The following is a 26577-nucleotide window of genomic DNA, read 5'->3' as shown; positions in this document are numbered from 1 at the left end:
CTGATATCGCAATCAACGCACCTGTTGCCATCGAACATGGTGAATCTGTACACCATCGATCTTGGGTCATAACCGATTGGCTTTCCGCTCGTCAGTGGCATCTTTCGGCCCTCTTACGATCAGTGTCGAGCCTCCGCAGTAGTGCTCGCAGTCGTGCGTCTAGCTCGATGAGATCGAACGGCTTGACGAGATAATCATCGGCCCCAGCGTCTAACGTCCGAACCCGATCTTCCACACCATCGCGCGCACTGACGACGATGACGGGTGTCCATTTCGACGCGGCCCTGCTGAGCCGTGCAAGCAATTCCAGGCCATTTGCATCAGGAAGCCCAAGATCGAGTATAATCGCATCGTACGAGCTCACGGCTGTTGCAGCCGTTGCGTCGTCGCCCCCGCTTACTTCATCAACGGTAAAGCCCCGCTCGGAAAGGTGACCGCTGGTCAGGCACTGCAGGCGCGAGCTTAAGGGACCGTCAGGTACCTTGATCGAGAGAAATTCAAGTCGATCCTCGTAATGGGCGCTGGCGAGGTTGTAGGCACGCAGCAGCGGCTTCCCGTCGACCTCGAGCCCGATCATGGTAAATTCGCCGCTGCGGAAGCGGAACGTCGGATCCCGCGTGGTGGTGAAGCTGAAGAGATTGTCAGTCCAGTGATGGACGCTCAGGACGCGTTCCTGGTTGAAAGTGCTCGTCCTACCGCTCACGCGAAGGTTGACACGTAACTGATGCAAATCGGCCAGCGACAAGTTCTATGCCTACTCCCTGCACTTGGTCTCAGTTTGAGAGTGACGACAGCCATCGCTCGGAGTTGCGCACACTTCGGATTGAGAGCGCCGTTCGGTGACGGACGGCGATGCAGGCAGATCCGCCACTCGCATCGTTATATGACAGATTGCGCTTGTTATCGACGTGCAAATTTTGTGCGGGACGGACGAATAAGCGCGGCCTGCAGGCATGTTCCTAATCACGACGTAACGGTTCGCCGGCTGAGAATGTACGTTTCGTACGTTGAGTCCTGCGCTAACCATCAGCTTACTTAAACTTGCCGGAATTCCCGATTCGCTGCAGCGCACGTCTAATCTTTACATCGAATTAAGCCGATCTGCGTCATAGCGCCGGGCCGAAAGCTTGGGTCTCACAGAAAGCGTGGGTTTCGGGGGCATGTCATGGGTGCTGCCAAGCAGCAAGCCGAGAATATAAATCCAGAAATGTTCGAGGACGTGCCCGTCCTGCGACGCAGGTGGCAAGCCGCGCTCAAGCCCGGCGGACACCTTCCCCTCTATGAAGACGTGTTGCTGGGCAGCCTCGGGCGGCTCGCCGATCACATCGTGCTGCTCAAGTGCGAGAACGATGGGGTCACCATCGCGCGCACGGGCCGCTATGCGCAGAAGTGGCTGGGCGATGAGCGTTGGGACATTCCGATGCAGGCGCTGCCGCCGGATTGCGCCACCGTCCTGAACGAAGCAGCCTCCAACGCGACTGCCAGCAAACGTCCCGCGCTCGCGACCGTCCATTGCGTGCGCGACGGCATGGTGCGAACCTATGACGTGCTGGCGCTGCCGACATTGTCGCGCTGGGGCGGCACGCTGGTTGGCGCGTTTGTCAACGAGCGCGGCGCGCAATACAATCTCCTCGATGCAATCTTTTCCGCGACCGATGACGGCGTGATCTCACTGTCGCCCATTCGCGATGCGACGGGCCGGCCGTCCGATTTTCAGATCGTGCATCATAACCAGGCCGCGGCGAGATTGCTGAAGGTGGCAGAACAAAGCCTGCAGTGGCAGCGGCTCAGCAATGGAGATCATCTGCTCTGTTCGGAATCAGTAGTGACGCGACTGTGCGCCGCGATCGCGGACAACCAGCCGGACCAGTTCGAGATCGATAGCGATGATCGCACCCTGCGGTTTGGCATGACTTCCTTCGGCAACATCCTTTCGCTGGTAATTTCCGACGTCACACCCTTGAAGCGACGAGAGGCCTCATTCCGGCTGCTGTTTGATAGCAATCCGATGCCAATGTGGGTGTTCGATCCGGCGACGATGGCGTTTCTGCATGTCAACGATGCGGCGGTGCAGCACTACGGCTACACTCGCGAGACCTTCCTGCAAATGAAAGTCTACGACATCTGGCCACAGGACGAGTGGGGCAGTCATAGTCAGGCGCTGCAGGATATCGGCGATACCTACCAGTCAGAGCGGCACTGGCGCCATGTGAAAGCCGATGGCAGCGAGATACAGGTTCTCACGTTCGGGCGACGCCTCTCATTTCAAGTTGGTGACGCCTATCTCGTTGCGGTGGTCGACATCACTGAACGGTGCAAGGCCGAGGCCCGCATCGCCTATATGGCGCACCATGATGGGTTGACCGATCTGGCCAACCGCGCGTTCTGCCAGGAGCGTCTAAAAGAGGCACTGGACGCCGGCGACGTTGCGGGCAAGCGTGTCGCCGTGCTCTGCATCGATCTCGACCTGTTCAAGAACGTGAACGACTCATTTGGCCATCCCGCGGGCGATCGCGTGCTGCGGCAGGTAGCCGAACGCCTACGCTCGAGGGTGGCCGGCAATAACCTTGCCGCGCGGCTCGGCGGCGACGAATTTGCGGTGATCCTTGGCGCCGACACCTCGCCCAACGAGGCGAGCGAGTTTGCTGTCGGGCTGATTCATACTTTGAGCACGCCCTACGAAATCGACGGCAACGAGGTGGTGATCGGCGCCTCAATCGGCATCGCGCTCTCGCCAGCAGACGGGGCGACCAGCGAAGAATTGATGCGTAACGCAGACATGGCTCTCTACCGGGCGAAGCAGGAAGGCCGCGGCGAGCATCGGTTCTTCGAGCGCGAGATGGATCTCCAGGCGCAGAAGCGCCGGGAGATGGAGCTGGACCTACGCCGCGCCTTTGTCCATGGTGAGTTCGAATTGCACTACCAGCCCCTGGTCGATATCTTGACCGATCAGATCTCCGGCTTCGAGGCGCTCGTGCGCTGGCGGCATCCGGAGAAAGGTATCATCTCGCCGGCGGAGTTCATTCCCGTTGCCGAAGACATCGGGTTGATCACACCACTCGGTGAGTGGGTGTTACGCGAAGCCTGCAATGAGGCGGTGAAATGGCCGGATGCGATCAAGGTCGCGGTCAACCTCTCGCCCGTGCAGTTCCGCAGCCGTAACCTGGTGCAGGTGGTAATCTCGGCCCTTGGTAATTCGGGCCTGTCGCCTAAGCGGCTCGAGCTCGAAATCACCGAATCGGTGTTTCTGGCGGAGACCGAGGCCAATCTCGCGATCCTGCACCAACTGCGCGAGCTCGGGGTTGCCATCTCCCTAGACGATTTCGGCACTGGCTACTCGAGCTTGAGCTATTTGCGCAGCTTTCCGTTCGACAAGATCAAGATCGACCGGTCTTTTGTGAAGGATCTCGCTGAACGTTCCGACTGCGTGGCTATCGTGGGCGCCATCGCGGGCCTCGCCCGCAGACTCAACATCACGACGATCGCGGAAGGAGTGGAGACCGCTGATCAGCTCGACCGGCTCCGCGCCGAGGGTTGCAACGAGGTGCAGGGATTCCTGTTCGGCGCCGCCAAGCCGGCCGCCGAAGTGGAGCAGCTGTTGCTTCGTTTTGGGGTTAGGCCGTCGAACGCTGCGTGACTCTTTGCGTGGCTATGCGCGTCGCCCAGTGCGCGAAGATTGTCTGATGGCAAATCAACTGACGCGGGAAAAGCTGCTCCGAGGCGGTTGCGGGGAAAACCGCGTGTTATTTCTCGGGTATGAAATCTTCCGATCAGCCAAGGGAACTCATTCGGGCGAGAAGTACGATTGTTCCATGCCTGTGGTTGATTGATCAATTCAGGCTTGGCAATTCTCCATCGGGACGTCCGTAACCATCTTCGGCCATCCATTTGGTGCGGGCGAGATGGTTTCATTGGCCGACGCGATCGCTAAACCTCGGGATCAATGTGTAGAAGCCATTGGTGGTGATCCGATTGCCCTACAACCTGCACCCGATCGACGGCGTTGAGCGCAACGCCGTCGATCGTCTGCAGCCCGGAGAGCGCGATGCTGCCGGTCGCAACGACCCGCACGGGCGCTTTGACGAAGGTGGAAGTCGGGTCGATCGAGACGCTGCGGCGATCGGTGATTGCCATGTGGAGAAACCATCCGCGCGTGGAATCGTCCGAGCAGTCGGGAGACGAATGGACAGCGCCTGGTGCGCCTTTGAGAAGGCCTGCCAGGGCACCGCGGATGCTGTACAGGCCCACTGGCAGCGCTTTCGGGCGAACGCTCAGCTCGCCGACAAAGAGCTCGTCGAGCGACGAGTTATCACCGGCGGCGAGCGGTACGTCTTTCGCTTCAGCTGCGTAAAATGATCAGAGCGGACTAGCCCTGCGCCCGGTTATCCACCGATCGACCTTGCCGGGCACTAGCATGAAGTGTGTGCCCTCCAGATCTTTCTGCCGTTGCTCACTGCGCTCCAGGTAGCCGGGATTGATCCAGTCCTGCAGGTGGTGCCAGACTAACGTGTCGGTGAGCCAATGACTGAACCAAAGGTTCATGTAGGACGCGTTGGTGCGGACCATCTTCAAGAGTGTCGGCGCGCGCTCGCACATCGCAGACCCGCTGAACATGCCTTCCTTGGTGCGGCCGCCGGCGTGAATGAGCGCGGCCAGATCGTCGATCTGTCCCGAAAGCCCAAGAGATTCGCCACTGCTGAGAGGCCGCGCCGATCGAGCTGCCGAACAAGAAGTCGCCGACGATCGAGCGCATGCCGGAGCGCTGCGCGCCGGCAGCAACCGCGAATGGATGTCAAGGCCGCTCTTTGGGGAGGCAGCCTTGGGTGTACGCGATTGGCTCGTTATGAGGGATAAGCAATGGGACCGCATCGCGGGTCTGATCATCGGCGGTTCGGACAAGCGCGGTTCGACCGGCCAATCGCATGGTTGTGGAGGGGGTGCTCTGGATTGTCCGCACTGGAGCGCCTCGCGACCTGCCGGAAGCGTTCGGAGAGTGCAACAGTTTCTTTCGGGTGTTTAGCCGTGGAGCCAAAAAAGACGTTTGACAGCGCATCTTCGATCGACGAGCTCCAGCGGAGGTTGCGGCTAAAAATTCCCGATCTGACGAGAAGAAGCGCCGCCATCTGCGATGACAGCGGCTTGGATACGCCGCTCAATCTTCGTTGGCGGCAATCGTTTCCATCAAGGACACAAGCTGACGTTGAACGGCCTGGTCCTTGATACTGCTGTAGGCGCGCAGCAACCGCAGGCTGAAGGCGCTGTCGAGGAACAGCAGGCTGTCGACCTCGCGCGCCTTGTTGTCGCCATCGTAGAAAAATGTGACGGGGACATCGAGCGCGGTGGCGATCTGCTGAAGACGGGCAGCGCCGACGCGGTTGACGCCCTTCTCGTACTTCTGGACCTGCTGGAAGCTGACGCCGAGCTTGTCGCCGAGGTCGGCCTGGGAAAGCTTCTGTTCCACACGCCGGAGACGAATGCGCTTGCCCAACTCGATGTCGGATTTGCCGGCACTGCGCTGTTTCATCTTCTTTGCTGCTGATCTGCTCATTCTGGTGACCTGTCCTTCAAATCGGGAATCCCCGAGACCGGCTAGGTCAGGGGGTGTCCATGATGTACCGCGTTACAGTTCGTCTGGATCGTCAGTTCGTCGTAAGAACCATGGTAATCCAAAAGATCGCGGGGAATGGTATCCAGACGCATTTGCGCGCTGGAGGCACCCATGATAACGATGCTGTTGACTACCTAAAATCGATCGGGCCAAAGCGCCTCTCAACACCTCGCGCTCCGCATTTGACAAAATATTGACACCACCACAACTACCACGGTTGGAGTCTCCACGGATTTTGCGCGCATGCTTACTGGCGGCAGAGCCTCATTCTCGTATTCCTACGGGACTGAGGCTGTATGACATGATAGTGTCGAACGAGGGTCGGAGCCGGAAGCGCCGTCGGCTAGGCCGTTTTCGCCCTGTCTGAAGCTCGATAAAAACGAATGTGATGGCCTGTCCCTTGCCTCTCTCAGGCTCGGGTACGATCCGGACATCCTTTGACGTACTTTCTATCCCCTCGTTGCGAAGGAGGATCGGCGCTCGACTGAACTTTTCGCCAACAGATTTCCGAAGCCGGACGAAGTGGGATCCACATTTCGCATTATCACCGTGCTCGTGACGGCCCGAAGCTTCTCGCTAACCACAACCTGCGTGCTCGCCTCGTCCGCCGGGTCCCTTGTTGGCTACGGCATCGGTCATATCGTGAAGAATGTCCAAACGGCACGTTCGGAGACTTTATATCCGGCATTCACACTTTGGGGACTGTCAAGCGGGAAAACAAGCTTGCGCCGTCAGCGTGAGCGGGTTGAGGTTCAAGATGCTCGGAAATGTGAAGGTATAGGTGGCGCTGACCTGATTTCCACAGGCAGGCGTGCTGTAAGTGAATGTTGAGGCCGGCAGGCTCAAGCCCAGAGCCTGTTGCATGGCATAGTTGGTGATGGCGCTCGGATTGCTATTAGGACAGACCGTGGTGTTGATGCTGGCGCATCGCGCTGCCATCTCGACACCATGCTGCAAACCAATCTGCGTCCAGAACAACAGTCCACACGCGATAATCCCAAAGACGAACAGGAAGAACACAGGGGCAATCAGCGCGAATTCGACCGCCGACGTCCCGCGCTGATCGCGCCATATGTCGGAGAGCCTCACTGCAGCCTCACCGTGGATTGTGCAACAAAGGTATATGTGCTGGGTACGGCCCCGTAGTTCAGGGTCGTGCTGTACGTTAGCTGTGCCGAGACCATCGCGTACGTGCCGGCCTTCGTCCCTCCGGAACATAGCGTGCCGCACGATACGGTACTGACGCTCGAGCCCGTCGCACAGCCACAAAATTGCACGGGAGACGGTGACACAACAATTGACGCGCTCGTCGCGCTGGTCACCGCGTTCGAGATCCCATTGGTATCAAAGCCGTTCCTGATAGCCCACTCCGCGCCGGCCTGGGCGGCGTCTTCGACCTGCATCTTGCGGTAGACGCCGAAACCGATGTCGGCGATCGCAATCACCATGAGTGCCAGGATTGGTACAAGCACGCCGAATTCGATTGCAGCGGCACCACGCGTATCGCGCGCTGCGTGACGGAGGGAGCGGCAGACCAGGCCGGATATCAGCCGCCGAGAATAGTGATGAGGGGGAGGGGGGCTTGCTGTCATTTCAACACCCGCCATCTATTCGGCCAGCTGTGCGGTTTGGACGCCGATCGCGCTGGAGCCCAGGGCCGCGCAATTGACTTGAATATTCGAGCTGCCGGTGACGGTAATCGTGTCCGCGATGATCTGCGTGCACGAGGTCGTCGTGCCGTTGCCGCCGGCGAACTTCAGGGCCGCCTTCGGCAAATCGATTGCGCCGCCGAAATTCTGGGTGCCGCCGCCCTCCAGCGAAAACGCCGTGCCCACCGGCATCTTGCGATCGCCGTACATCACGATGCCCTGGGTCGCGCCTGAGGTCGGAGCCGTCAAGGTAACGTTCGCGTTGCTGCCGATCGTGGCAGAGCCCCAGTTGTTGCCAGAGCCGGTGAAGACGAGCGTCACGCCGCTGCCGGTGATGGTTGCGTTGCCCGCGACCGATAGGTTCGCCCCGTTGAAGTAGTAGACGCCGGGATTCAGTGTCAGGGTGGCTCCGGCGTTAGCGCTGATATCGCCGCAATAGACGCCGGGGTTGAGTGTGGTGGTCCCCTTCACCTGGATCTTGTTGTTGTAGTCGCAGTAAGTCGGCATGGTGAGCGAGACATTCGCATAGGGATCGGAGACCGGCCACATGCCGGTCCGGATGCCATTGGTCGCCGTGATGTTGCTCGTGCCGGAGACCGTGCCGACCACTCCGACCTGATTGGCGGAGATCGTCGCGACGCCATTGACGTTCAGCGAGGGAGTGGCGTTGGAGTCGCTATAAAGATTGCAGCCGATTAGGTTCAGGTTGCTGCTGCCGCCTACCGACACGGCTGAGCTGGCCGTGGGGTCGAGCGCAAGCACGCAGCCGGTGCCGGAATTCGGTATCGCCACCGCCCGCGCCGTAATGAGAACTGGACCACTCTGAAACAGCGCGGAAAGCAGCCGCGGTTGCGATTGGCTGACGATGACCTCCACCGCCTGTGGGGTCGAGGTGAATTTGCCGCTGGAAGGCGGCTGGTTCACCGTGACCGTGACGCCACTGGTCCCATTGGCGTAGCCATAGGACGCCGTTACCGAGTTGGCCTGCGCAATGAGGTTGGATCCCGCGGTTGCTGCGCTCACGGCCCCGGAATCCGCCGCGCTCTGCATGTTCTTGTGCTTGTAGAGCCACCACCCGACCTCCGTGCCGAGGCCGGCCATTCCGACGAGCACAGGCATCACCAACGCAACCGCGATCACGTAGTTGCCCGACGGATCGCGCGCAAAGCGTTGAAGCAGGCACTTGTGCCGTAGCGCCTTTGGCGCAAGAAAGAACGCGTTGCAATATGCGAACGCCGTCAGCATCCGACTGCGGCGGTCCTCCCAGCGACTCATCGCGACACCTGCCTCAATCTACATGGATTCCACGCGCGACGGGTCTGCGCCGGACGCCTTAAACTTCGGTGTAGGCGACTATAGAAAATCGGCAGTATCGAGTACTGTTGCGGCACGATTTGAGTGCGAGTTGCAGAAGGTGCACGCATCAGTCCGTTCCGTACAAAATTTTGCGCACCGATAACGAACGCAATCTGTCAACATAGCGGGCGCGCAAAAACTTTCGTGGACACCGGTGTCGATGATCAGGTCCGAGCTCGTTCAGCGTATCGCCGACCGCAACCAGCATTCTCATCTGCGCGACGTGGAAAAAATCGTGAGCGCAATCCTCGACGAGATCGTCGACGCACTTGCGTGCGGCGACCGGGTTGAGTTGCGTGGCTTCGGAGGATTTTCGGTCAAGCATCGGCAGGCTCGTACGAGCCGCAACCCAGGAACGGGCGAGAGCGTGCAAATCGACCAAAAGCGTCTTCCGTTCTTCAAGGCCAGCAAGGAAATGCACGAGCGGCTGAATCGTAGGACCCGAAATGGGAGACGATAACCACCTCACCCGAGGTCGTTTAGGGAGGGCTTGCCGCGCGCACGCAGCCTGGTTCTGGAGCCAAACAGCGCCGCGGCAAACCAACTCCTTGGCGAGGTTAGGTGTCCGACAAAGATCTCACGTCCGGCGCCACGCAGCCGATAGCAATTCTCCCTCGCAAAAGGCGCGCGTCAAGCTACATGCGACAGACGATAAAAACTTAGTACGATTCGTGCGGTGCCGCGTGAGATGCATTATCCCGAACCCGAGTTACGGGTTCCGTTCATTTCCGGTTCAGGCGCGCACTCTAGCGTGCCCGGCACGATCGAGAGCCCGGGCATCCGGCCGGCGACCTCCAGATCAATTTTTCAAGGAGACGATCATGCTAAAGACGATTCCCGTCGCCTTGCTCGCAATTTCGATTCTTGCGGCGCTCGCGCTGGCCGCGAATGCCACCGACGCCTCAATGACCAAGGTCCACCACAAGACTCACCACAAGAAGCATGCGAAGCCGAACGCCAACCCCGCCGCGCCCGCGAAGAAGCAGAACTGATTTTCGATCCGCCGGCGCTGCCGATTGGATTGCCCCGCCGGGTGGGCGGATATTATATCAGGCTCGTCCCGACTCCCCGGTCGGGGCAGGCGGCGCTGCAAATGTTGGCAGAGCAGGCAGCCCACTGGCGGCTTCCCTAATCTTTGCGGCGGAGTGTCTAGTTGTCAGAACCGTTGCGCAGCGGTTGGACGCGCCAATACGGACAATCGAGCATAAGTCAGATCGGCGACTTCTGGATCCGGCGCTCCAACGCCGGATGATTTGAGGCTAATCACCTCGGAAACGACGCCACCGTCAACTCCAACCATTCCTGTGACTTGGACCTCTCTCACTTTTTGGCCTTCTAAGTGTTTTGAAAGCCGTTAGGTCGGCCTAAGCGTGATGTCTGATTGTGCCGAAATGACCTTTTCGTCTATTTTAGAAAAAGGCGCTCTCAGATGAGCAACTGGCTATTCGAGGAATTCCCCCTTTGGGGTCTCTACAACTGGACAGTGATTGTTATCTCCATCGTCATAGTGTTAGTCGCTGCGTCTTGGCCGATACGAAGATAGCAATCGTTGCGTTGTCCACGAGAGCCACAGCGACACGAAAGCTCCCGAGTACTTGCCCACGCTGTTGGGGTCGGCAGGGGCCTCTTTGCCTGCTCTCGGCTCTATCGGCGGCCGAAACGAGTCATCGACGCTCAGCAGAACGGCTTCAGCAACCTCCTTCCAGGGTCAGCTCTACTATCCGCGCAGCCCAGAACGGCTTGTGGGGGGGAGACGGGTCTCGTCTCGCTGAAAAGCGTCGCAGCGGGAAGCATGCTTGAAACGGCGGTCACAGGACCTCGGGGGCGATGCGTCGTTCTCGTGGGGTGGTTCCTCTCACGCCGGACACACTGCAGGCCGCGGTGCAGAGTCTTTATTCCGCCGCGATGAGTGCGGGGCGCGATGGCCAAAGACGACGTTACCGATCTGGCATCCTTTCACGCAACTCGCGCGTCAAGATGGTTCTATGTGGTAAAGGAGTTTAATTTTCTCGTCGGATGTCGGGAAGAAAAAGCGCCGCGATCCGCCATGGCAGCGCTTTAATACTGTCCCGATCCCAATCGGCAGATCGTGTGGTGCGGCGCCCGGGTACTGGTCGATCCGCTCGGGCTGGTCGAGCGCGGCCGCGACCTGGCTGGTGCCGCTGCTCAATCCTCGTTGGCGGTAATCGACTCCATTAAGGACACCAGCTGACGTTGCACGGTCTGATCCTTGATCTTGCTGTAGGCGCGCAGCAACCGCAGGCTGAAGGCGCTGTCGAGGAACAGAAGGCTATCGACCTCGCGCTCCCTGTTGTTGCCGTCGTAGAAGAAAGCGATCGGCACATCGAGCGCGGTCGCGATCTGCTGAAGGCGGGCTGCGCCCACGCGGTTGACACCCCTCTCGTACTTCTGGACCTGCTGGAAGCTGACGCCGAGCTTGTCGCCGAGTGCGGTCTGGGAAATCTTCTGTTCCACACGCCGCAGGCGAATTCGCTTCCCCAACTCGATGTCGGATTTGCCGGCACTGCGCTGTTTCATCTTCTTTGCTACTGATCTATTCATTCTGGTGATCCGTCCTTCAAATCGGGAATCCCCCAAGCCGCTCGCTCAGAGGTTCTTCCGTGATGTGCTACGTTAACGTTCGCGTGGATCGTCAGTTGGTCGAGAACCACAGTAATCGATGGAAGATCGCGGGATGGCATCCAGATGCATTTGCGCGTTGAAAACAGCCATGATACCGTCGCTGCCGACTACCAAAAGTCGATCGCGCCAAGCCGTTTCTCCGGGCGAGACCCCACCCTCTACATTTGGCAAAATATTGACATAACCACAACTGCCACGGGTTGGCCTCCTCAGGGGATTTTGCGCGCATGCTTACCAGCTGCACAGTCGCGTTCTCGTATTCCGACGGGACATCAATGTATTACGTCCGTCGTGACTTAGCTGGTGTAATGGGAGGTTAGACGGGTCGTTTGGTGCCCGCTTGGTCGATTGTATTCAGCGAAAGTGTGAGGCTAGTGTGGGGTCAAGCGTTCGCGTTGCTGCTGGACAATTGGCCAAGAGGTCTGGTTCATTGGGAACGTGCTCGCCTCTGGCCGCAGCTGGCGAACTATGGTGGAGAGGGCACATGAAACGACGCAGGAAGAGTGTCAGCTATGTTTGATGGACGCAGCGACCAGACTGCAACGCTGCTGGCGTTCGCTGTCTTTGAGCGTCGGATGGAGCTTCACAAGGTCACCGAATCCGAACTCGAAGCGCTGCGCGACATGGTGGCGTCGGACGAGTTGCCGCAGGAGCCGGAGGCACTATCGGGCAGAAGAGTCCCGCCCTACCTGAAGCTCGTTAGGTTCCGGCGGACAGATTGAGTCGAGCGGAGGAGCGGATTGAAGTGTGACATCTTCTCGTCCGGGTGCAGCTCATTTGCAACTGTTGTGACTCCGACAGCGCACCCTGCGGGACGTCTCGCTCGTTACGTACGAAGTGCGTGTTCTTATTCCGAGTGATGCGCGGCGCATCTGCTCGCCGGAGAGCCCCCGATCCTGGGTTCGTCGGATTAAGGGAATGGTAACTAGATGGATCGGGCGTGCGAATTCATGCACCGACTGGGGGCGCTCCCATAATCACGGTCGAACGATGATCGCCCCTGAGGTAACGAATTTACTCACATCTTCAGTCATCGAAACCAAATTTTCCTCAACCGGAATGCCGGCATCTCGCATTTGATCGGCCGTAAGACCAAGCTTATATTCAGGATTAGTCCAGCGAACCTCTTCACCTGCCATCGGGATGCCGAGTTGCACCTCTGTCCCGGTGTATAGGCCTTTAGGCAGCTGGCTGTCGTTGAACGTAGCATCTCCTCTGACATCCAGCGTAACGGTTCGAGTCTTGACCTCGGCGTCCATACGTGTGCCTCCGCTGGGCTGTCTGATCTAACCTCAGCTGGAAGGCGAGGGCAAGAAGTGAGCACGAAGAAGTGGATCCGCCATCATTTGAGCAAGCTAGCATCCTGACAATGGTGCAAGTGTGCCCTTGAATGCGCATTTGGGCTGCGGCGACAAGGTGAGACTTCGTCATCCTGATTGGTCGGGCCATACGCGAGAGACCAACTTGAGATAGGCCAATAGGCCACCCATGAGAGACGTGGTGCCGTAACAGCAGCCCGTCGACGTCGCGCCGTGCAACGAAAAGATCCGCGCCACCGACGGATAGTTACTTTGTCGACTGGCCTCACCTTCGTTACAACTGCGACGCGTATATCGTGAGCGAAGCTGCAAGTCTTAGGAAGTGGATCGTCGAGGCTGGCGCAGGTCTACTGGCCCGAAGTTGTCCGCAATCCGAACCAGCTATCTCGCACTTGGTGGTAATGGACCGATGGATCGTACACTTGCACGGGCAGCTTAAGTGCAGCTGCCGACAGTCCTCCGACAGCCGCCAATAGATTGTAGGAGGTAACGACCCGATCGCGCTGCGCGGAAACAAGGCTGATTCTCGCGGTCACGAGAGCTTGCTGGGCATTCAATACATCCAACGTTGTTGCCTGGCCTGCTCGTGCCTCTCCATTTACGCCGTCCAACGCGCTTTCTGCTGCTCTGACCTGTCGCTCGGCGGCTTCTGTTCTCGATCGGCTCGCGTCGAGCTGCCCCCAAAATTGCGTAACGTTGGCGCGCACTTGATCGCGTACCTCGTCAAGGGAGAAGCGTTGTTGAACGGCAGCTTCCTTTTTCTGTCTGATGGCCGAATACTCTTTCCCGCCCTGGTACAGCGGCAGGGTGAGACCTAGTGCGACCGTACCGGCGAACAGTCTTGGGGTCAGAATGTTCTGATCCTCAAATGCCTGGACGCTCCCCTGGAGTACTAACGTCGGAAACAGCCCGCCTTCAGCGATCCGGATTTGAAGGACTGCAACATCCACGCCGTAGCTTGCGGCACCCACCATTGGATTTCTGGTCAGGCTTTGTTCTAACGCTACCTGAAGACTGTCGGGAAGGAAATGGTCTGCAGGCTTGCCCGCAGACAGGTCCGAAGGCTCGACACCGATCACGCGTCGATAGTTTGCTTCCGCGGCCATGAGCGATGCCCGCGCTTCGTGCAAGCTGGCTTCGCCCGAGGCCAGCTGGGCCTCGATTTGCCAGAGCTGGGTCCTTGTGATGTCACCGTTCTTGAATCGGCCACGTCCGTCTGTCAGCGTTCGAGCAAGGACCCGAACATTGCTCTCCTGCACTTTGATTAACGCCGCGTCCTTCAAGTAGTCCATGTAGGCGATGACAGCTGACAGAAGCACCGATTGCTCGACAGCTCGCATGCTTTCTCGCGCCGCGAGGACTTGCACGTCGGCAGCCCGCGTCCGGTTTCCGGTTTGATAGCCATCGAAAAGATTTTGCGAAACGTTCAGGCTCCCGCCTCTGGGGGTGGTTCGACCGCGAAAGGTGGCGGTTTGGTTCGCGCCGGCGGAATTCCTTGATGGTCCAGATGGTGTTGCATCGGGCTGCGGCACAACAACCGTGGTGTCGGTGTACTGAGTTCCTAAGGTAGCCGTTCCGGAAATGGTAGGCCGGTAACCAGAAAGCGCCTGTGCGACATTTTCATCCGCTTGCCTCACCGCCGCTCGTTCCGCGTTGAGTTGAGGATTGTTCTCGTAAGCTCTTCCGAGAGCGCCTTCCAAGGTCTCGGCTGACGCAGATGGATGGCCCGACAACATCAGGACGAGAAGAATGCTAACTTTCAGCCCGGATTTCATCTAGCTGCCTGGCAAATTAGACTGGGACGCCCGGCGAATGAAGCAAAGACCTAGCATACAAGCCGGCGACGCCCAACAAACGCAATTTAAACCCTGGAAGCGAGTCTGATGCGGGAAAACGTGGAAGGTGGACGTCGTTTGGTGTAAGCATCGAAGTTAGTCTTTCAAATTTAGAACGTAGTTTGCAGATGGGGCCTCGATGGTAGAATTGAGTGAAGGTGCTCGAAAGATAATGGATCATCTCCGAACCGAAAGCTATCGCGCGGGCGAGTATCTCGCCGCGAGCCGCTTGTTCTACCTCTTTGAAGATGGGAGTGAAAAAAATCAATCTGTTGACGAGTTGGTAACCCAGGGCTTCGTTTCAGTGGCAGCTAACGGCGCAATCGGCATAACGGATGCTGGCGAGTCCTGGAACCGAAGCGGAAGGCCTTGAAGAAGCGAGGTTGTGCCCTCGTGGGTCGGCCTTGATCGGGCCAAGCATAGGTCTGCCTCAGCCTCAGCTGAAACGGGCTGCTACAGCTTCCGGTACAGCGATGCAATCGTTTCGCTTACTTTTTCGACCGTAAACTCATTCAGAAAGCGGCCGCGGGCCTCAGCCCCCATTCGCCTCCGGAGTTCACTGCTTCTTGCAAGTTCAGCGAGTCTATCCGCCGCTTCCGTGATTTCGTTCTTCGAAACCAAGAATCCGTCGACACCGTTGCGAACGACTTCGCGGCAGCCCACAACGTCGCAGGTAACGATCGGTCTCCCGCAAGCGGCCGCTTCAACGAGGCTGTTGGGAAGCCCTTCCCGATGTGAGAGCAACATCGCGATATGGTGATCGCGCCAGACCCCAGGAATGTCAGTGGAGTAGCCGTGCCACCAGACGCCATCGACGCTTGAGAGTTGCTGAAGCTCTTCGGTCGATAAGCTTGTTGGATTCGAAGGGTCCGGTGCGCCAAAGAGATGAAGCTCCAGATTGACTCCCCGCGAAATCGCCAATCTGACTGCCTGGACGGTCTCGACAATGCCTTTGCTGCGAAGCATTCGGCTAACGACGGCCACCTTGACCGGAGGAGACGAAGGCTCGTCAGTCCAACAAAACACCGTCGGGTCTGTGCCAGCTCCACTAACAAACGTAAGGCTCGAATTCCTGGCCGTAAGGCCGAACTCTTTGTGGTCCTCATGGTTTTCAAAGACGTAGTGCGTGGTCTTGCCATTTAGGGTGCGTCCTACCAAGACTCTAACGAATGGTCGAAGAAGTGTTGCGCGCTTACTATCAGCGGTCCAGAGATGCCCTAATCCGGTCGGAGCCAACACCAGCGCTTTAACGCCGGCAAGCCTTGCTGCTATGCCCCCAAGGACGACAAGAGGGAGCCCGATACAATGAATGACATCGGGTCTCTCTTGTCGAATAGTCTGGATCAACTGCTTGACAGCATGTAGTGGCACCAGAGATTGGAAGTGTCCTCGGTTGAAATCGATAGGGACTACGCGTAGTCCTTCATTTGCAATTTCGGTCCCGTGATCCGTTATGCGGGCCGCTACTGCGACTTCGAAGCCAACAGTACGGACCTTGCGAGCCATTGGCAGAAAATGACGGGCGAAGAACCAATCCTCGCTCGCAAGGAAGAGCAGCTTTCTCAATCGATCACTCGAGCGGGGAGGGGGCCGCGGACAGTTGGTCACAAATTGGGGACTGCACCATCGCGGCCGTAGATTAGGAGGTCGATCTCAACGAGACCCTCAGGCTTTTTTTTCCCGTCCGCTGCGACCACCGCGGTTCCGACGTTCACGTCAGCAGTCTTTCCGTGATCGAACATCACCACCGGCGTACGGGTGGGTGCCAGAATGCTCCTTTCATGTGAGCCGTCTTTGATGGAGATCCTGTAGCCGTCTGCCGATGAGCTTACATCGCTCACGATCCCAATGTTGCTGCTGTCAGACCAAAGAAGACCGCCGGAACGACTTTGGACTGCCTTTTGCACGGCTTGCGAAAGCACCTGCAGTTCTGAGAGACCTCGTGATCCACTCGCACTTTCAACGACCCGTAGCATCGTTCCGGGCTTGATGATTTCAAATGACCCTGGCTCGACCGCGACGAGTTGGGAGGAAACGCCGAGCGTAAACTTCGCTTGCGCACCGTAGTGTGTCTTCAGGACGAAGACTGGCCCATTTTGCTTTTCGATAGCTCCGCGCAAGACAAGCTGCTCCTCCGCGGCCGCCGGCAAGTGTACGCAAGAGATCGAAAAGGAAAGCAGCAGGATTTGAAGTCCGCATTTCATCAGAGTTTTCCGAACCTAGCTTGAACCGGTCAGCGACCTCGACCGCGCGACGGTATCAATCCTTCGATGGGCACTGGCAGAGAATTCATATCAATCGCTCAACACAGAGCCATCAAAGCCGACGGCGGCTCTTGCACAAAACTGTACGTCTTCACCTCCGCTCCAATACCTCACTTTCATTCAGCTGGTCTAGAGACAAGCGGCTTCAATGTCGTTTAGCGCTGCGTGCGCACACGGCGACGCAAGTGTTGATTTCCGTCGCAAATAAAACTTCGCTCGTTTCGTACAGTTGTGCTGCCTGGTCTAGTGATAAGCTGCTCTATGTTGTATAGCGCTGGCTTGCGTGCGCTCACAGCGACGCAAGTTTGGATTTCTATCGCAAATGAAACTTCGTTCGTTTCGTACAATAGTGCTGCTTGGTGGTGTCCTCCTGTTCGGCGTAGAGTGCGTTGCGCAGGAGCGGCTTGGTCAGAGTCCGCCCGCGCGACAGATTTTGCCGAGGCCCGAATTCGGGCTGCCGGATTCCTCGATGCCCGTTCCGGGATCCCAAATGCCGGGTGCCGATCCGTTCCAGCTCCTTGAGAACAGCGAGGAAGTCCAGGCTGACCTGGGGCTGACGAGAGATCAAATCGCTAGGCTCAATCGTGCTTCTCGGAATTTTCGCACAACGCTTCAGGAGCTCTCGGTCGCCAAGCCTGGTGTGAGCCCCGAAGCTCAGCGTGCCGCGGTCGAGCGTCACGTGCGCGACACACGCGGAATGATAGCTCGCGAACTGACTCCTGCCCAACTAGGCCGCCTGCAGCAGATCATGCTGCAGCTGGAAGGGCCCTGCCTCGCCGTGATCGATCAAGCCGTTGCGGAGCAGCTCAAGTTGAACCGCTTCCAGCAGGAAGCAATCGGCCGGGCATGCGAGACGCGTTCAGCGCAAATGAAGCGTGCATTTGTCGCGGCGCCGCCGGGTGCCAGTTATTGCACCACGATGGTCGACAATCGTCGACGGGTAGAAGCGATTCGGGTCCAGGCCGATCAGCAGATCCTGGCGCTGCTGGAATCGACCCAGAAGGATATGTTCACCCGGTTGATTGGCAAAAAGCTTAAGCTGACTGCTCCGATGCCCCCCGAGTGCAATTAATGTGTCAACAGAAGCTATGGCCCACCATAGACCCGGCTATCCGGTGCCGGTCAGTCGTAGCTTGTTCTTTCGGAGTAGCTTGAATGAATCGACGAGCGGTGTTCGTGGGCCTGAGCATTCTGGTGCTGTTGTACGCCTCGCCGTGGCCGGCACATGCTCAGGCTGGCCCGAAGGTTGGTGATCCAGGTCCGCTGCCGCCTTCGCCGCCACCACAAGTCGGTTCGACCACACAAACCGTCACCATCAACGTGCCGATCAATTCCGACGTGTCACTCGTGCACGTGGGAAGTAACGACTCCTTTGCAATAACGGCTGAAGGCCGTCAGGCCGCCACGCTGCTACTGAATGCGTTGGAGGAGCCTGACGAGGTCAAGGCTCATGAAGACGCGGTTAAGGCGAGCAGCATCTATGATCAGATCATCCCGCGGGAAAACTATGGCGGCGAATACTCGGCTCTCCAATGGTTCGCCGACTATATCGCGGCCGATCCCGCCAAGAGGCCGAGCTTTCTTCGCGATCCCCAGGTTGCATTCTTTTTTCACGTTTATGGCGGTGACAACTTTGCGGTCCTGAAGGAATATCTTTTCCGAAAATATCGCCTGCGGGAAATCGGCGACGAGGAGACTAAGGCTGGCCAAGACCGCAAGGTCTGGCTCGAGGACACAATCCTGTTCGAGAATCCGCGCCGCGAAAGCTGGGAGCGGAGCAGCGAGCTGCTGAAGCGTCTCGACGTAAAGCCCGGCGAAAAGATTGCTGACGTAGGGAGTGGGCCCGGGTACTTCTCGTTCCGGTTCGCCAAATTGGCAGGATCTGCAGGGCGTGTCTACGCGATAGAAATGAATGCCGATCACCTGCGCTATATCGAGCAGGCGAAAAAGGCGATGGCCGTCAACAACGTGTTCACGGTGGAAACAGACGGCAAATCAGTTGGACTTGCCGGAATCCAGACCAAGGTCGATGCCATCTTTCTTTGCTCGCTCTATCACAACATGTATGCGATGTCGACCAAGCCGGAACGGGACAGCTTCATCGCAAGCATCAAGGAGTCTCTAACGGACAACGGCCGACTGTTTCTGGTCGACAATGGCCTGGTCCCTCCTGGCGTGCTTCCCTATCACGGGCCGTATGTTGCAAGGGAGCTGATCATAGGTCAGATGCTGAACTATGGCTTCGAGCTGGTGAAAGAGGATCAGTACATTCCACAGCGCTATCTGCTGGTGTTCAAGGTCAAGAAGGCGCAGGTGGCGCAAGACCCAAAAAACCCGGGTGCGGAAAGCGCCACGCCCAAGCCTACAGAGAAGATCTCGCCGCCCAAGAAGCGGAAGTCTGCTCACGCGCGACATCATCGCACCTAGGACCAAAACGAGACGAGCGTGGACCAACGATTGATAGGTGCAGCGGCGGCGCTTATCTCAGCTGCGAGCTGGGCATTGGGGTCAATCCTCTTCAAGAAGTTGGGTGATCAGCTTCCGCCTGCCGCGCTGACTTTGGCGAAAGGTGCTGTAGGCACTGTCATTCTCGGACTGTCAGTCCTGTATCTCCAGTCTGCTCCCGTGGATGTATCGAGCCTGTCGATGCTTATCCTCAGTGGTGTTCTTGGCATCGCTGTCGGTGACACCTTATTCTTCAAGGCTCTCGACAACCTTGGTGCGCACGCCGTTGTGGTGCTTCTTACGCTCGGCCAGGTCGTCACCCTAATGCTTGCGGTGGTCTGGCTTCACGAGATGCCAAGTTCACTGGATTGGGTGGGAATAGCTGCAATCGTGGCTGGCGTGGCTCTCGTCCTTTGCGCTCAGATCTCAGAGGGCTCAAATTCGCGAATGATCGGCATAGCCTGTGGCGTGGGTGCGGTCATATGCATGTCGTTGGCGACGATTATCGCCAAGGAGGCCCTTTCGACAATGGAAAGCGTGCAGGCCGCGTTTGTCAGGATGTTCGCGGGGACCGTTGGAATATTGTTTTTTGTTCTTGCGCAGAAAGGGGCTTTTCTATCCCTTAAGCCACTCTGCCATCCTAGGTTCGCAGCGTTTTTTCTGCTTTCGGTCATGGTCATCACCTTCGGAGGGTTCTGGCTTTCGCTATTTGCGATGAAGACTCTGGATGTCACCATCGCCAACACGCTCGGATCAACCGAACCTCTATTTGTGATCCCGCTCGCGGCGATCTTCTTGAGGGAGACGATCAAGCCGATCGCTGTGGCAGGGAGCTGCCTGGCAGTGTCTGGTATCGTTATCATGCTTCGGCCCTGGGCCGGGTAAGGGGAGAAAGCAGGTGGTCGAGCACGCGGTCTCGCCAAACGATCGTGGATCGACGTTTGTCGCCAGGAAGCTGGTTAAGACGTACCAGACCGAGGCCGGCGAGGTGCATGCGTTGCGCGGGGTCGATCTCGAACTGACCGAAGGGGAGTTCATCGTGCTGCTTGGGCCGTCGGGAAGCGGCAAGTCAACCTTCTTGAACATCCTTGGCGGCCTCGACATCCCGACCAGCGGGGACATCTTCTTTCGCGGGGATGATCTGACCCAATTTACCGAGTCGAAGCGCACTGAGTACCGGAGGGAACGAATTGGTTTCGTCTTCCAGTTCTATAACCTGATCCCAAGCCTCACCGCGAGCGAGAACGTTATGCTGGCCACCGACATCGCACGCAGGCCGCTCCCGGCGGCGGAAGCGCTCGGCCTGGTGGGGCTAACGCATCGGATGGACCATTTTCCGGCTGAACTTTCTGGCGGTGAGCAGCAGCGCGTCGCAGTGGCACGGGCGATCGCCAAGAGGCCCGACGTGTTGTTGTGCGACGAACCAACCGGCGCGCTGGACAGCAAGACCGGTGTAGTGGTTCTCGAAGCACTCGAACGCGCGAGTCGGGCGGTCGGGACAACGACCGTGCTGATTACTCATAACGCGGCCATCGGCGATATGGCGGACCGGGTGGTGCACTTTGCCGACGGCTGCATCGTGAATATCAGGACGAACGCCAGGAGAAAGCAGCCCTCGGACCTGTCGTGGTGATAGGGTCATGAGAGGCCTCAACCGTAAGCTCATACGCGATCTTTGGCGCATGCGCGGGCAGGCGCTGGCCATCGCGCTGGTGACCGCTGCGGGAACGACAGCCTTCATCACTCTGCTCGGAACGCTGCTGTCGCTGGAGAAGACGCAGTCGGCTTACTATGAGCGCTTCAAGTTTGCCGACATCTTTGCCAATGTGCGGCGCGCGCCGGAATCCGTAGCGAACGAGCTGGTCCGCATTCCCGGGGTGAAGCAGGTCACCACCCGCATCGTCTTCAACGTCGTCGTGGACGTAGGGGGGATGCGCGAGCCGATCAACAGCTTGCTGATCTCGGCGCCCCGGGAGGGTGAGGCGACGCTCAATAACATCTATATCCGCAAAGGCCGACTGGTCCGTCCCGGATCGGCCGACGAAGTTGTGATGATCGAACCCTTCGCGGAAGCAAATGGTCTCCATCTGGGCTCTCACTTCTCTGCGACGATCAAGGGTCACAGAAAAGAGCTGAAACTCGTTGGGACCGCTCTCTCTCCCGAATATATCTTCTTTGGCGTGCCGGGCGCGATGGTGCCGGACGACAGACGATTCGGTGTCATGTGGATGGATCGGGATGCGCTCGCGGCAGCTTTCGATCTGCGTGAGGCGGCGAACGACGTAAGTCTTTCCGTCCTGCCCACTGTCTCCATCGACGATGTCATCAACAAGGTGGATTGGCTGCTGCAGCGCTTCGGCGGGGTCGGAGCCTACGCCAGAAAGGACCATGTTTCACATGCGACGCTGAACGGCGACATTGAGCAGTTGCGCACGACAACCGAGATAGCCGCACCGCTATTCCTCGGCGTCGTCGCCTTTCTGCTCCATATGCTGATGATGCGTCATGTCGAGACTGAGCGCGAGCATATTGGCGTGCTCAAGGCGTTTGGTTACCGAAACCGTACGATTGCGTGGCACTACATGAAGCTAGTCCTTGTCATCGTCGGAGTCGGGATTTGCGCCGGGCTCGCCGGCGGCGCGCAGCTCGGCCGCGCCGTTACCCGGCTGTTTGCCGCCAACTATCACTTTCCTTTCCTTGAGTATTCGCTGACGCCGACGGTTTTTGCCGCCGCAATCGTAATCCAACTGGCGGCTGCGGTGATTGGAGCGTTCGGAAGCCTCCATAGCGCGGTACGACTGCCTCCGGCGGTGGCGATGCGTGCTCCGCCGCCGCCGGTATACAGGCGGACAATTCTTGAAATGCTTGGCCTGCGCCTGATCAACGATCAGCCAACGCGCATGATATTGCGACACGTCATTCGCTGGCCGGCTCGGTCGCTGATGACATCACTTGGCATTGCGCTGGCAACCGCAATCCTGATTGCGCCGATGGCGGTCTTCGATTCCGCCAAGCACATGGTCCAGGTGCATTTCTTCATGGCGGAACGACAAGACCTGACCGTCGCCTTCGCACAGGTCCGTCCGCGCTATGCGTCTATCGTTGCAATCGAGCACGAACCGGGGGTTTTGCGCGTCGAGCCGTTCCGCGCAACGCTTGCAAACATCAGCTTCGGGAAGAGGAGACGCAGGATCACCGTGATTGGCAAGGAGGCGGTAAACCAGCTGAGCCGTCCGGTCCTGAAAGATCTAGAAGCCCTGGCGATCCCCAGCAGCGGGATCGTTGTATCGAGTTCGATGGCGAGCTGGCTAGGCGCTGGCGTCGGCGATTTTCTGGACGTGCAGTTTCTGGAAGGACGTCGTCCGCTGGTTCATCTTCCGATCGTGGCGGTGGCTGAAAGTTATGTCGGCCTTACCTTCTTCGTTCTACACATGAACATCCATCAGTTGAATCGGATCATGGCAGACGGTGACGTTCTCACAGGCGTCAACCTGCGGCTCGATCCGACCCAAGCTTACAATCTGTTCGACGCCTTGAAGAATGTTCCCTCTGTGACTGGCGTGGTCTCGCATACGGCGCAGCTTCAGGCAATGCGCCGCATGATGCAGCAAACAACCCGGATGACACTTCTGAACGTCGTGTTCGCAGCTATCATTGCCTTCGGCATTGTCTACAATAACGCCCGGATCTCGCTTGCCGAGCGAAGCCGTGAGCTGGCCACAATGCGGATGCTTGGCTTCTCCCGGCTGCAGGTGTCCTACATCTTGTTTGGAGAACTCGCCCTACTGACTTTCGCTGCCGTTCCCCTTGGAGCCGCCATAGGATATTGGCTGGGCTGGAAGCTCACCGCCGGCGCGTCGAACGAGATGTTCCGGCTGCCTTTATGGGTCGAGTGGAATAGCTTCGGCTACACAATTGTGACTGTCCTGGCCACGGTCATTCTCTCCAGTCTGGTCGTCGTTCGGCGGGTATTTGGACTCGATCTTATCAGCATACTAAAAACGAGAGACTAGAGAAAATGCGTTCGCGTCGTCTCCGGGGCTTGGTGTCTGTTGCTGCAGCGACGGTATGTATTGTGCTGCTAGCCATCCTGTTCGCGCCGGATCCAATTTCGGTCGACGGCGCCCCAGTATCGCGCGGAAAGATGATCGTCACCGTTTCGGCGGAAGGAAAGACGCGCGTCAAGGAGCCGTACGAGCTGGTGGCGCCCATTGCGGGAAAGCTGCTGCGCATTGCCTTGAAGGCGGGCGATCGTGTCGTTGCCAACCAGACGGTGATCTTCACGATCGAACCACCTCAACCTCAGCTCCATGACTCTCGCTCCAATGCCGAGCTCGAGGCGAAGGTGCATGCGGCAGAGGCTGCCCAAGACCTCGCTACGGCCGATCTTGCGCGCGCCAAGGCCGACAATGAATTCGCTCAGCGCGAGAATGAGAGAAACCGGGAGCTTTCACGCATCGGCGCAGTAGCGGACAAGAGTCTGCAGCAGACTGAACGCGACGCGAAGATGCGGGAGGCGGCGGTCCAAGTGGCCGAAAACGTTGTGAAGCAGCGCATGTCGGAGGTTGAACTTGCTCGCGCCTCCCTCTCCGGACCTGGTGCAGTCGAGGGGCCGACCATGGTCCCCAATCTTGAAGTTCGGTCGCCGATCAATGGTCGTGTCCTCAACGTGCTGAAAGAGAGCGAGGTGATCGTCAGCCCGGGGATGCCGATCGTCCAGCTCGGCGATACTGCGAATCTTGAGGTGATGCTCGAGATGCTCTCAGAAGATGCAGTGAAGGTTGAAGAGGGGGCCTCGGCCACGCTGGAAGGCTGGGGCGGTAAGAGGCTGAGCGCGAGGGTGCGGCGGGTGGAGCCGGCAGGCTTCACCAAAATTTCCGCATTGGGAATTGAAGAGCAGAGGGTTAGAGTCCTCCTCGACTTCCTTGATCCGCCGGAGCAGTTGCAACATCTCGGTACCGGGTATCGCATCAGCGCCAAAATTGTCGTGTGGACCGCTGAAAGCGTGTTGAAGGTCCCGCTTGGAGGGCTTTTCCGCGATGGGAACAGATGGGCATGCTATGTTGTAAAAAGCGGTCTGGCCAATCTGGTCCACGTTGAGGTCGGTCATCTCAACGAGGCTGAGGCGGAGGTGTTAGACGGCGTCAAAGAGGGCGAGACGGTGATTCTTCATCCAAGCGATCGCATCACCGCGGGGGTACCGGTGAAATTGCGTTCATAGTAGGTTCGGTCTCTCGGACCTTGCTCCCGCCACGACCGACAATCCGTTCCAGGAAGCGGCCATAGATGCCCAGTCCGACTGAAAATGTGAGGTAGATGAAACCGGCAAAGAGGTATCCTTCAACAGTTGCGATGCCTTGCCATCTCGGGTCCTGGAGTGCGGACCTGATCGTCGACAGGAAGTCCAGCAGTCCGACCATTCCGACCAGGGTTGTGTCCTGAAAGAACGCGATGAACAACGCCACAAGCGGGCCGATGACTGACGTGATGGCCTGCGGCAGGACGACGAGAAACGTCGTTTGCCAGTAGTTTAGCCCGAGTGAGGCGGCCGCCTCGACTTGCGTCAGCGGGATTGCAATCAGGCCGCCTCTGACCGTCTCCGCGATATATCCAGCAATGAAGATCGTGATTGGAATCTGGGCCATCAAGAAGGCGTTGTTCGCAGTCCAGCCAGGCATCAGCATCGGCGACATGACTGAAGTCATAAACAGAAGTGAAATGAGTGGAATGCCTCGGATGCATTCGACCAATGCGGTGCTCACGGTTTGCACCACGCGGATACTTGAGCATCGCGCGAGTGCGAGGAGGATGCCTAGCGGTAGGGCGGTGCTGAAGGTTGCGACCGACAACAGAAGCGTGAGCGGCAGGCCGCTCCACCGCTCGGCCGGAACATAGGGGAGCCCCAAGAGCCCGCCGCGGAGGAGAATGAAGACCGCTGCAAACACGGCCGGAATCAGTAGAAGCAGCCTTCTCCCCCAGAAGCATGGCATCATGGAAATGCAGCAACCGGCAAGGAAGATCGACATGGCAGTAAGCGCGCGCCACTGCTGGTCAAATGGATAGACGCCAAACACCATGAAACGAATTTTCTCAACAATGAAGGGCCAGCATGCGCCTCTGGACGCCTTGCAGGTCTCAGGTCCTCCCGAGGTTGTGGCGTCAAGTACGAGCCAGTCGAACGCCAGGCCGGCGAGCGTCCAAATGATCCAGCAAACGAAAATTGTGCACGACGCTCGGAACGGCGATCCGAGCAGGGTCTTCCAATAGTTCGTCATGGCGCCAGGCCGGTGAGCAAAGGGCCGCAGTGGTCGCAACCTATCCATGGTATTAGACCCGGCTGGTCCAGTCACGTTGCCCAACTAGATTTTGCGTTAGTGATGAAATGCCAAGGGAGATCAGAAGATAGCTCAACGTATAGATGGCCGTGCATTCGAGCGCCCGCCCGGTCTGGTTGATGATCGTGTTTGCGACCATGACGAGATCGGGAAAGCCGATAGCAACGGCTAGCGACGAGGCCTTCGCTAAGCTTGCATAAGTGTTCGTTAGGGGCGGCGTGATCGCCTTAATCGCCTGCGGTAGAATCACGAGCCGCATGCTCTGGACCCAGCTGAGGCCGAGCGCTCGTGAGGCGTCCACCTGCCCCGGCGGAACGGCTCGAAATCCTGCCCGAACAATTTCTGCGATGGCAGAAGAAGCAGATAGCGATAGGCCGAGCAGCAGCGCGGCGAATTCCGTTGTCACTCGCAGGCCACCCTCGATCCGAAACTTGGTTTTGGTTGGAAAAACGACTGTGAAATCCGGCTGGAAACACGCCGTGAGAACTGCGGCAATGCCGATTGCGACGAGCAGTCGTTTCGCCGAAGCAGGAGCCGCTGCGACGCGTCGAATCGCCAAGGCCAGCACGATGCTGCTCATCCCCGCGGCAAGCATTGCGAGGCCCCAGCCAGAGTTGATCGAGGGAAACGAAATTCCCTCGTTGCTGAGGAAAAGGTGAGGCAGCAGTTCTACGGCGCTCCGTGCAGGAGGGAGCTGCACTAGCAAGAGTGAGTACCAGAAAAACAACCACAACAGGAGAGGTACGCTGCGGAGCAATCCGACGTAAGAAGTGGCCAGCAACCGAATTGCGGGATTGTCTGACATTTGAGCCACGCCTGCCAAGAACCCCAGGACAGTCGCCGCCATGAGGCTTAGCGCAGATACCAGCAATGTATTTGTGAGGCCCACGGTCAGCGCCCACGCGATGGTATCGGTGGGCCGGTATTCGATAAGCGATTGTCCGATCAGAAAACCCGCTTGCGTACCCAGGAAGGACAAGTCATCAAATGGAGCCCGCGTCGGGATCCTCGTCCAGATCAGCCAGACACATAAAAGGCCCGCCGGTACCAGCAGTGCACGTCTGACGAAGGCTTGTCGCCGGGTGCAATTGCGTGGTGCTGCCGCCGGCGAGGTATTAGCCAC

General features: G+C 58.3%; 26 protein-coding genes and 2 pseudogenes. 13 read left to right on the top strand and 15 right to left on the bottom strand.

The window, feature by feature from the left end; translation table 11 throughout:
• Nucleotides 1-130: 130 nt before the first annotated feature.
• Nucleotides 131-577 (bottom strand): annotated as a pseudogene (locus tag P6U30_RS28125) (response regulator); the annotation flags it as partial.
• A gap of 588 nt (nucleotides 578-1165) precedes the next feature.
• Here P6U30_RS28125 and P6U30_RS28120 point away from each other — a divergent pair.
• On the top strand, nucleotides 1166-3637 hold the full coding sequence (locus P6U30_RS28120) for a putative bifunctional diguanylate cyclase/phosphodiesterase (protein WP_407166093.1): 2472 nt from the start codon (nucleotides 1166-1168) through the stop codon (nucleotides 3635-3637).
• A gap of 290 nt (nucleotides 3638-3927) precedes the next feature.
• On the opposite strand, the gene P6U30_RS28115 is transcribed toward P6U30_RS28120, so the two are convergent.
• On the bottom strand, nucleotides 3928-4134 hold the full coding sequence (locus tag P6U30_RS28115) for a hypothetical protein (protein ID WP_407166092.1): 207 nt from the start codon (nucleotides 4132-4134) through the stop codon (nucleotides 3928-3930).
• A 48-nt stretch (nucleotides 4135-4182) separates the two neighbouring features.
• On the opposite strand from P6U30_RS28115, the gene P6U30_RS28110 reads away from it, so the two are divergent.
• Entirely contained in the window at nucleotides 4183-4356 is a 174-nt protein-coding gene (locus P6U30_RS28110; protein WP_407166091.1) for a hypothetical protein, read from the top strand.
• On the opposite strand, the gene P6U30_RS28105 is transcribed toward P6U30_RS28110, so the two are convergent.
• Nucleotides 4357-4899, bottom strand: coding sequence for a hypothetical protein (locus P6U30_RS28105; RefSeq protein ID WP_407170676.1), 543 nt, complete (start codon nucleotides 4897-4899; stop codon nucleotides 4357-4359). It lies immediately after the preceding gene.
• On the opposite strand from P6U30_RS28105, the pseudogene P6U30_RS28100 reads away from it, so the two are divergent.
• Nucleotides 4790-5042 (top strand): annotated as a pseudogene (locus P6U30_RS28100) (transposase); the annotation flags it as partial. The gene P6U30_RS28105 and the pseudogene P6U30_RS28100 sit on opposite strands and share 110 nt — an antisense overlap.
• A 110-nt stretch (nucleotides 5043-5152) precedes the next feature.
• Here P6U30_RS28100 and P6U30_RS28095 read toward each other — a convergent pair.
• The 4 genes from P6U30_RS28095 to P6U30_RS28080 all read right to left on the bottom strand — a co-directional run bounded on the left by P6U30_RS28095 (nucleotide 5153) and on the right by P6U30_RS28080 (nucleotide 8358).
• Entirely contained in the window at nucleotides 5153-5548 is a 396-nt protein-coding gene (locus P6U30_RS28095) for a helix-turn-helix domain-containing protein (protein WP_280978595.1), read from the bottom strand.
• 765 nt (nucleotides 5549-6313) lie between these two features.
• On the bottom strand, nucleotides 6314-6697 hold the full coding sequence (locus P6U30_RS28090; RefSeq protein WP_407166090.1) for a TadE/TadG family type IV pilus assembly protein: 384 nt from the start codon (nucleotides 6695-6697) through the stop codon (nucleotides 6314-6316).
• Nucleotides 6694-7080 carry a TadE/TadG family type IV pilus assembly protein gene (locus P6U30_RS28085; protein WP_407166089.1) on the bottom strand — a complete coding sequence of 129 codons (387 nt, stop codon included), beginning with the start codon at nucleotides 7078-7080 and terminating at the stop codon, nucleotides 6694-6696. The genes P6U30_RS28090 and P6U30_RS28085 overlap by 4 nt, the downstream gene beginning before the upstream one ends.
• 135 nt (nucleotides 7081-7215) lie before the next feature.
• On the bottom strand, nucleotides 7216-8358 hold the full coding sequence (locus tag P6U30_RS28080; RefSeq protein ID WP_407166088.1) for a hypothetical protein: 1143 nt from the start codon (nucleotides 8356-8358) through the stop codon (nucleotides 7216-7218).
• Nucleotides 8359-8773: 415 nt separating this feature from the next.
• Between P6U30_RS28080 and P6U30_RS28075 the strand changes: the two genes are divergently transcribed.
• Nucleotides 8774-9073 carry an integration host factor subunit beta gene (locus P6U30_RS28075; RefSeq protein ID WP_407166087.1) on the top strand — a complete coding sequence of 100 codons (300 nt, stop codon included), beginning with the start codon at nucleotides 8774-8776 and terminating at the stop codon, nucleotides 9071-9073.
• Between the two features lie 361 nt (nucleotides 9074-9434).
• Complete coding sequence (locus tag P6U30_RS28070; protein WP_407166086.1) at nucleotides 9435-9605, top strand: hypothetical protein; 171 nt, start codon at nucleotides 9435-9437, stop codon at nucleotides 9603-9605.
• 980 nt (nucleotides 9606-10585) lie between these two features.
• On the opposite strand, the gene P6U30_RS28065 is transcribed toward P6U30_RS28070, so the two are convergent.
• Both P6U30_RS28065 and P6U30_RS28060 read right to left on the bottom strand, forming a co-directional pair.
• Nucleotides 10586-10783, bottom strand: coding sequence for a hypothetical protein (locus P6U30_RS28065; protein ID WP_280978601.1), 198 nt, complete (start codon nucleotides 10781-10783; stop codon nucleotides 10586-10588).
• The gene (locus P6U30_RS28060; protein ID WP_280978602.1) at nucleotides 10780-11175 is read right to left on the bottom strand and encodes a helix-turn-helix domain-containing protein; all 396 of its coding nucleotides are present in this window, start codon (nucleotides 11173-11175) and stop codon (nucleotides 10780-10782) included. The genes P6U30_RS28065 and P6U30_RS28060 overlap by 4 nt, the downstream gene beginning before the upstream one ends.
• 593 nt (nucleotides 11176-11768) lie before the next feature.
• Between P6U30_RS28060 and P6U30_RS28055 the strand changes: the two genes are divergently transcribed.
• On the top strand, nucleotides 11769-11978 hold the full coding sequence (locus tag P6U30_RS28055; RefSeq protein ID WP_407166085.1) for a hypothetical protein: 210 nt from the start codon (nucleotides 11769-11771) through the stop codon (nucleotides 11976-11978).
• Nucleotides 11979-12233: 255 nt separating this feature from the next.
• Here P6U30_RS28055 and P6U30_RS28050 read toward each other — a convergent pair whose 3' ends face one another.
• Both P6U30_RS28050 and P6U30_RS28045 read right to left on the bottom strand, forming a co-directional pair.
• A complete protein-coding gene (locus P6U30_RS28050) occupies nucleotides 12234-12515 on the bottom strand; it encodes a hypothetical protein (RefSeq protein WP_280978604.1) in 282 nt (93 codons plus the stop codon).
• A gap of 407 nt (nucleotides 12516-12922) precedes the next feature.
• Entirely contained in the window at nucleotides 12923-14350 is a 1428-nt protein-coding gene (locus P6U30_RS28045; protein WP_407166084.1) for a TolC family outer membrane protein, read from the bottom strand.
• A 199-nt stretch (nucleotides 14351-14549) separates the two neighbouring features.
• On the opposite strand from P6U30_RS28045, the gene P6U30_RS28040 reads away from it, so the two are divergent.
• On the top strand, nucleotides 14550-14783 hold the full coding sequence (locus P6U30_RS28040; RefSeq protein ID WP_280978606.1) for a hypothetical protein: 234 nt from the start codon (nucleotides 14550-14552) through the stop codon (nucleotides 14781-14783).
• Nucleotides 14784-14863: 80 nt separating this feature from the next.
• On the opposite strand, the gene P6U30_RS28035 is transcribed toward P6U30_RS28040, so the two are convergent.
• Entirely contained in the window at nucleotides 14864-15976 is a 1113-nt protein-coding gene (locus P6U30_RS28035; RefSeq protein WP_407166083.1) for a glycosyltransferase family 4 protein, read from the bottom strand.
• A 38-nt stretch (nucleotides 15977-16014) separates the two neighbouring features.
• Nucleotides 16015-16614 carry a hypothetical protein gene (locus tag P6U30_RS28030; RefSeq protein WP_407166082.1) on the bottom strand — a complete coding sequence of 200 codons (600 nt, stop codon included), beginning with the start codon at nucleotides 16612-16614 and terminating at the stop codon, nucleotides 16015-16017.
• 382 nt (nucleotides 16615-16996) lie between these two features.
• Between P6U30_RS28030 and P6U30_RS28025 the strand changes: the two genes are divergently transcribed.
• From P6U30_RS28025 to P6U30_RS28000, 6 genes are all read left to right on the top strand, one after another.
• Entirely contained in the window at nucleotides 16997-17746 is a 750-nt protein-coding gene (locus P6U30_RS28025) for a hypothetical protein (RefSeq protein ID WP_407166081.1), read from the top strand.
• 83 nt (nucleotides 17747-17829) lie between these two features.
• On the top strand, nucleotides 17830-19101 hold the full coding sequence (locus P6U30_RS28020) for a class I SAM-dependent methyltransferase (protein ID WP_407166080.1): 1272 nt from the start codon (nucleotides 17830-17832) through the stop codon (nucleotides 19099-19101).
• Nucleotides 19102-19119: 18 nt separating this feature from the next.
• Complete coding sequence (locus tag P6U30_RS28015; protein ID WP_407166079.1) at nucleotides 19120-20004, top strand: DMT family transporter; 885 nt, start codon at nucleotides 19120-19122, stop codon at nucleotides 20002-20004.
• A gap of 13 nt (nucleotides 20005-20017) precedes the next feature.
• Nucleotides 20018-20752 (top strand): ABC transporter ATP-binding protein, encoded by a 735-nt coding sequence (locus tag P6U30_RS28010; RefSeq protein WP_280978376.1) that lies wholly within the window; start codon nucleotides 20018-20020, stop codon nucleotides 20750-20752.
• A 7-nt stretch (nucleotides 20753-20759) separates the two neighbouring features.
• On the top strand, nucleotides 20760-23132 hold the full coding sequence (locus tag P6U30_RS28005) for an ABC transporter permease (RefSeq protein ID WP_407166078.1): 2373 nt from the start codon (nucleotides 20760-20762) through the stop codon (nucleotides 23130-23132).
• Between the two features lie 131 nt (nucleotides 23133-23263).
• Nucleotides 23264-24340 carry an efflux RND transporter periplasmic adaptor subunit gene (locus P6U30_RS28000; protein WP_407166077.1) on the top strand — a complete coding sequence of 359 codons (1077 nt, stop codon included), beginning with the start codon at nucleotides 23264-23266 and terminating at the stop codon, nucleotides 24338-24340.
• Here the strand turns inward: P6U30_RS28000 and P6U30_RS27995 are convergent.
• Both P6U30_RS27995 and P6U30_RS27990 read right to left on the bottom strand, forming a co-directional pair.
• Nucleotides 24306-25394 (bottom strand): amino acid ABC transporter permease, encoded by a 1089-nt coding sequence (locus tag P6U30_RS27995; protein ID WP_407166076.1) that lies wholly within the window; start codon nucleotides 25392-25394, stop codon nucleotides 24306-24308. The genes P6U30_RS28000 and P6U30_RS27995 overlap by 35 nt on opposite strands.
• A gap of 52 nt (nucleotides 25395-25446) precedes the next feature.
• Nucleotides 25447-26577 (bottom strand): ABC transporter permease subunit, encoded by a 1131-nt coding sequence (locus P6U30_RS27990; protein ID WP_407166075.1) that lies wholly within the window; start codon nucleotides 26575-26577, stop codon nucleotides 25447-25449.

The organism is Bradyrhizobium sp. ORS 111, from assembly GCF_045571485.1.
Lineage (GTDB): Bacteria > Pseudomonadota > Alphaproteobacteria > Rhizobiales > Xanthobacteraceae > Bradyrhizobium.
The sequence above is the reverse complement of the archived record's forward strand: the minus strand, read 5'-3'. Positions and strand labels throughout refer to the sequence as shown.

Bases quoted from the DNA above. Each gene is read 5' to 3' on its own strand.
- P6U30_RS28120 (WP_407166093.1), top strand. From the start codon at position 1,166: ATGGGTGCTGCCAAGCAGCAAGCCGAGAATATAAATCCAGAAATGTTC.
- P6U30_RS28115 (WP_407166092.1), bottom strand. From the start codon at position 4,134: ATGGCAATCACCGATCGCCGCAGCGTCTCGATCGACCCGACTTCCACC.
- P6U30_RS28110 (WP_407166091.1), top strand. From the start codon at position 4,183: ATGGACAGCGCCTGGTGCGCCTTTGAGAAGGCCTGCCAGGGCACCGCG.
- P6U30_RS28095 (WP_280978595.1), bottom strand. From the start codon at position 5,548: ATGAGCAGATCAGCAGCAAAGAAGATGAAACAGCGCAGTGCCGGCAAA.
- P6U30_RS28080 (WP_407166088.1), bottom strand. From the start codon at position 8,358: ATGGCCGGCCTCGGCACGGAGGTCGGGTGGTGGCTCTACAAGCACAAG.
- P6U30_RS28075 (WP_407166087.1), top strand. From the start codon at position 8,774: ATGATCAGGTCCGAGCTCGTTCAGCGTATCGCCGACCGCAACCAGCAT.
- P6U30_RS28070 (WP_407166086.1), top strand. From the start codon at position 9,435: ATGCTAAAGACGATTCCCGTCGCCTTGCTCGCAATTTCGATTCTTGCG.
- P6U30_RS28060 (WP_280978602.1), bottom strand. From the start codon at position 11,175: ATGAATAGATCAGTAGCAAAGAAGATGAAACAGCGCAGTGCCGGCAAA.
- P6U30_RS28055 (WP_407166085.1), top strand. From the start codon at position 11,769: ATGTTTGATGGACGCAGCGACCAGACTGCAACGCTGCTGGCGTTCGCT.
- P6U30_RS28050 (WP_280978604.1), bottom strand. From the start codon at position 12,515: ATGGACGCCGAGGTCAAGACTCGAACCGTTACGCTGGATGTCAGAGGA.
- P6U30_RS28045 (WP_407166084.1), bottom strand. From the start codon at position 14,350: ATGAAATCCGGGCTGAAAGTTAGCATTCTTCTCGTCCTGATGTTGTCG.
- P6U30_RS28040 (WP_280978606.1), top strand. From the start codon at position 14,550: ATGGTAGAATTGAGTGAAGGTGCTCGAAAGATAATGGATCATCTCCGA.
- P6U30_RS28030 (WP_407166082.1), bottom strand. From the start codon at position 16,614: ATGAAATGCGGACTTCAAATCCTGCTGCTTTCCTTTTCGATCTCTTGC.
- P6U30_RS28025 (WP_407166081.1), top strand. From the start codon at position 16,997: ATGAAACTTCGTTCGTTTCGTACAATAGTGCTGCTTGGTGGTGTCCTC.
- P6U30_RS28020 (WP_407166080.1), top strand. From the start codon at position 17,830: ATGAATCGACGAGCGGTGTTCGTGGGCCTGAGCATTCTGGTGCTGTTG.
- P6U30_RS28005 (WP_407166078.1), top strand. From the start codon at position 20,760: ATGAGAGGCCTCAACCGTAAGCTCATACGCGATCTTTGGCGCATGCGC.
- P6U30_RS28000 (WP_407166077.1), top strand. From the start codon at position 23,264: ATGATCGTCACCGTTTCGGCGGAAGGAAAGACGCGCGTCAAGGAGCCG.
- P6U30_RS27995 (WP_407166076.1), bottom strand. From the start codon at position 25,394: ATGACGAACTATTGGAAGACCCTGCTCGGATCGCCGTTCCGAGCGTCG.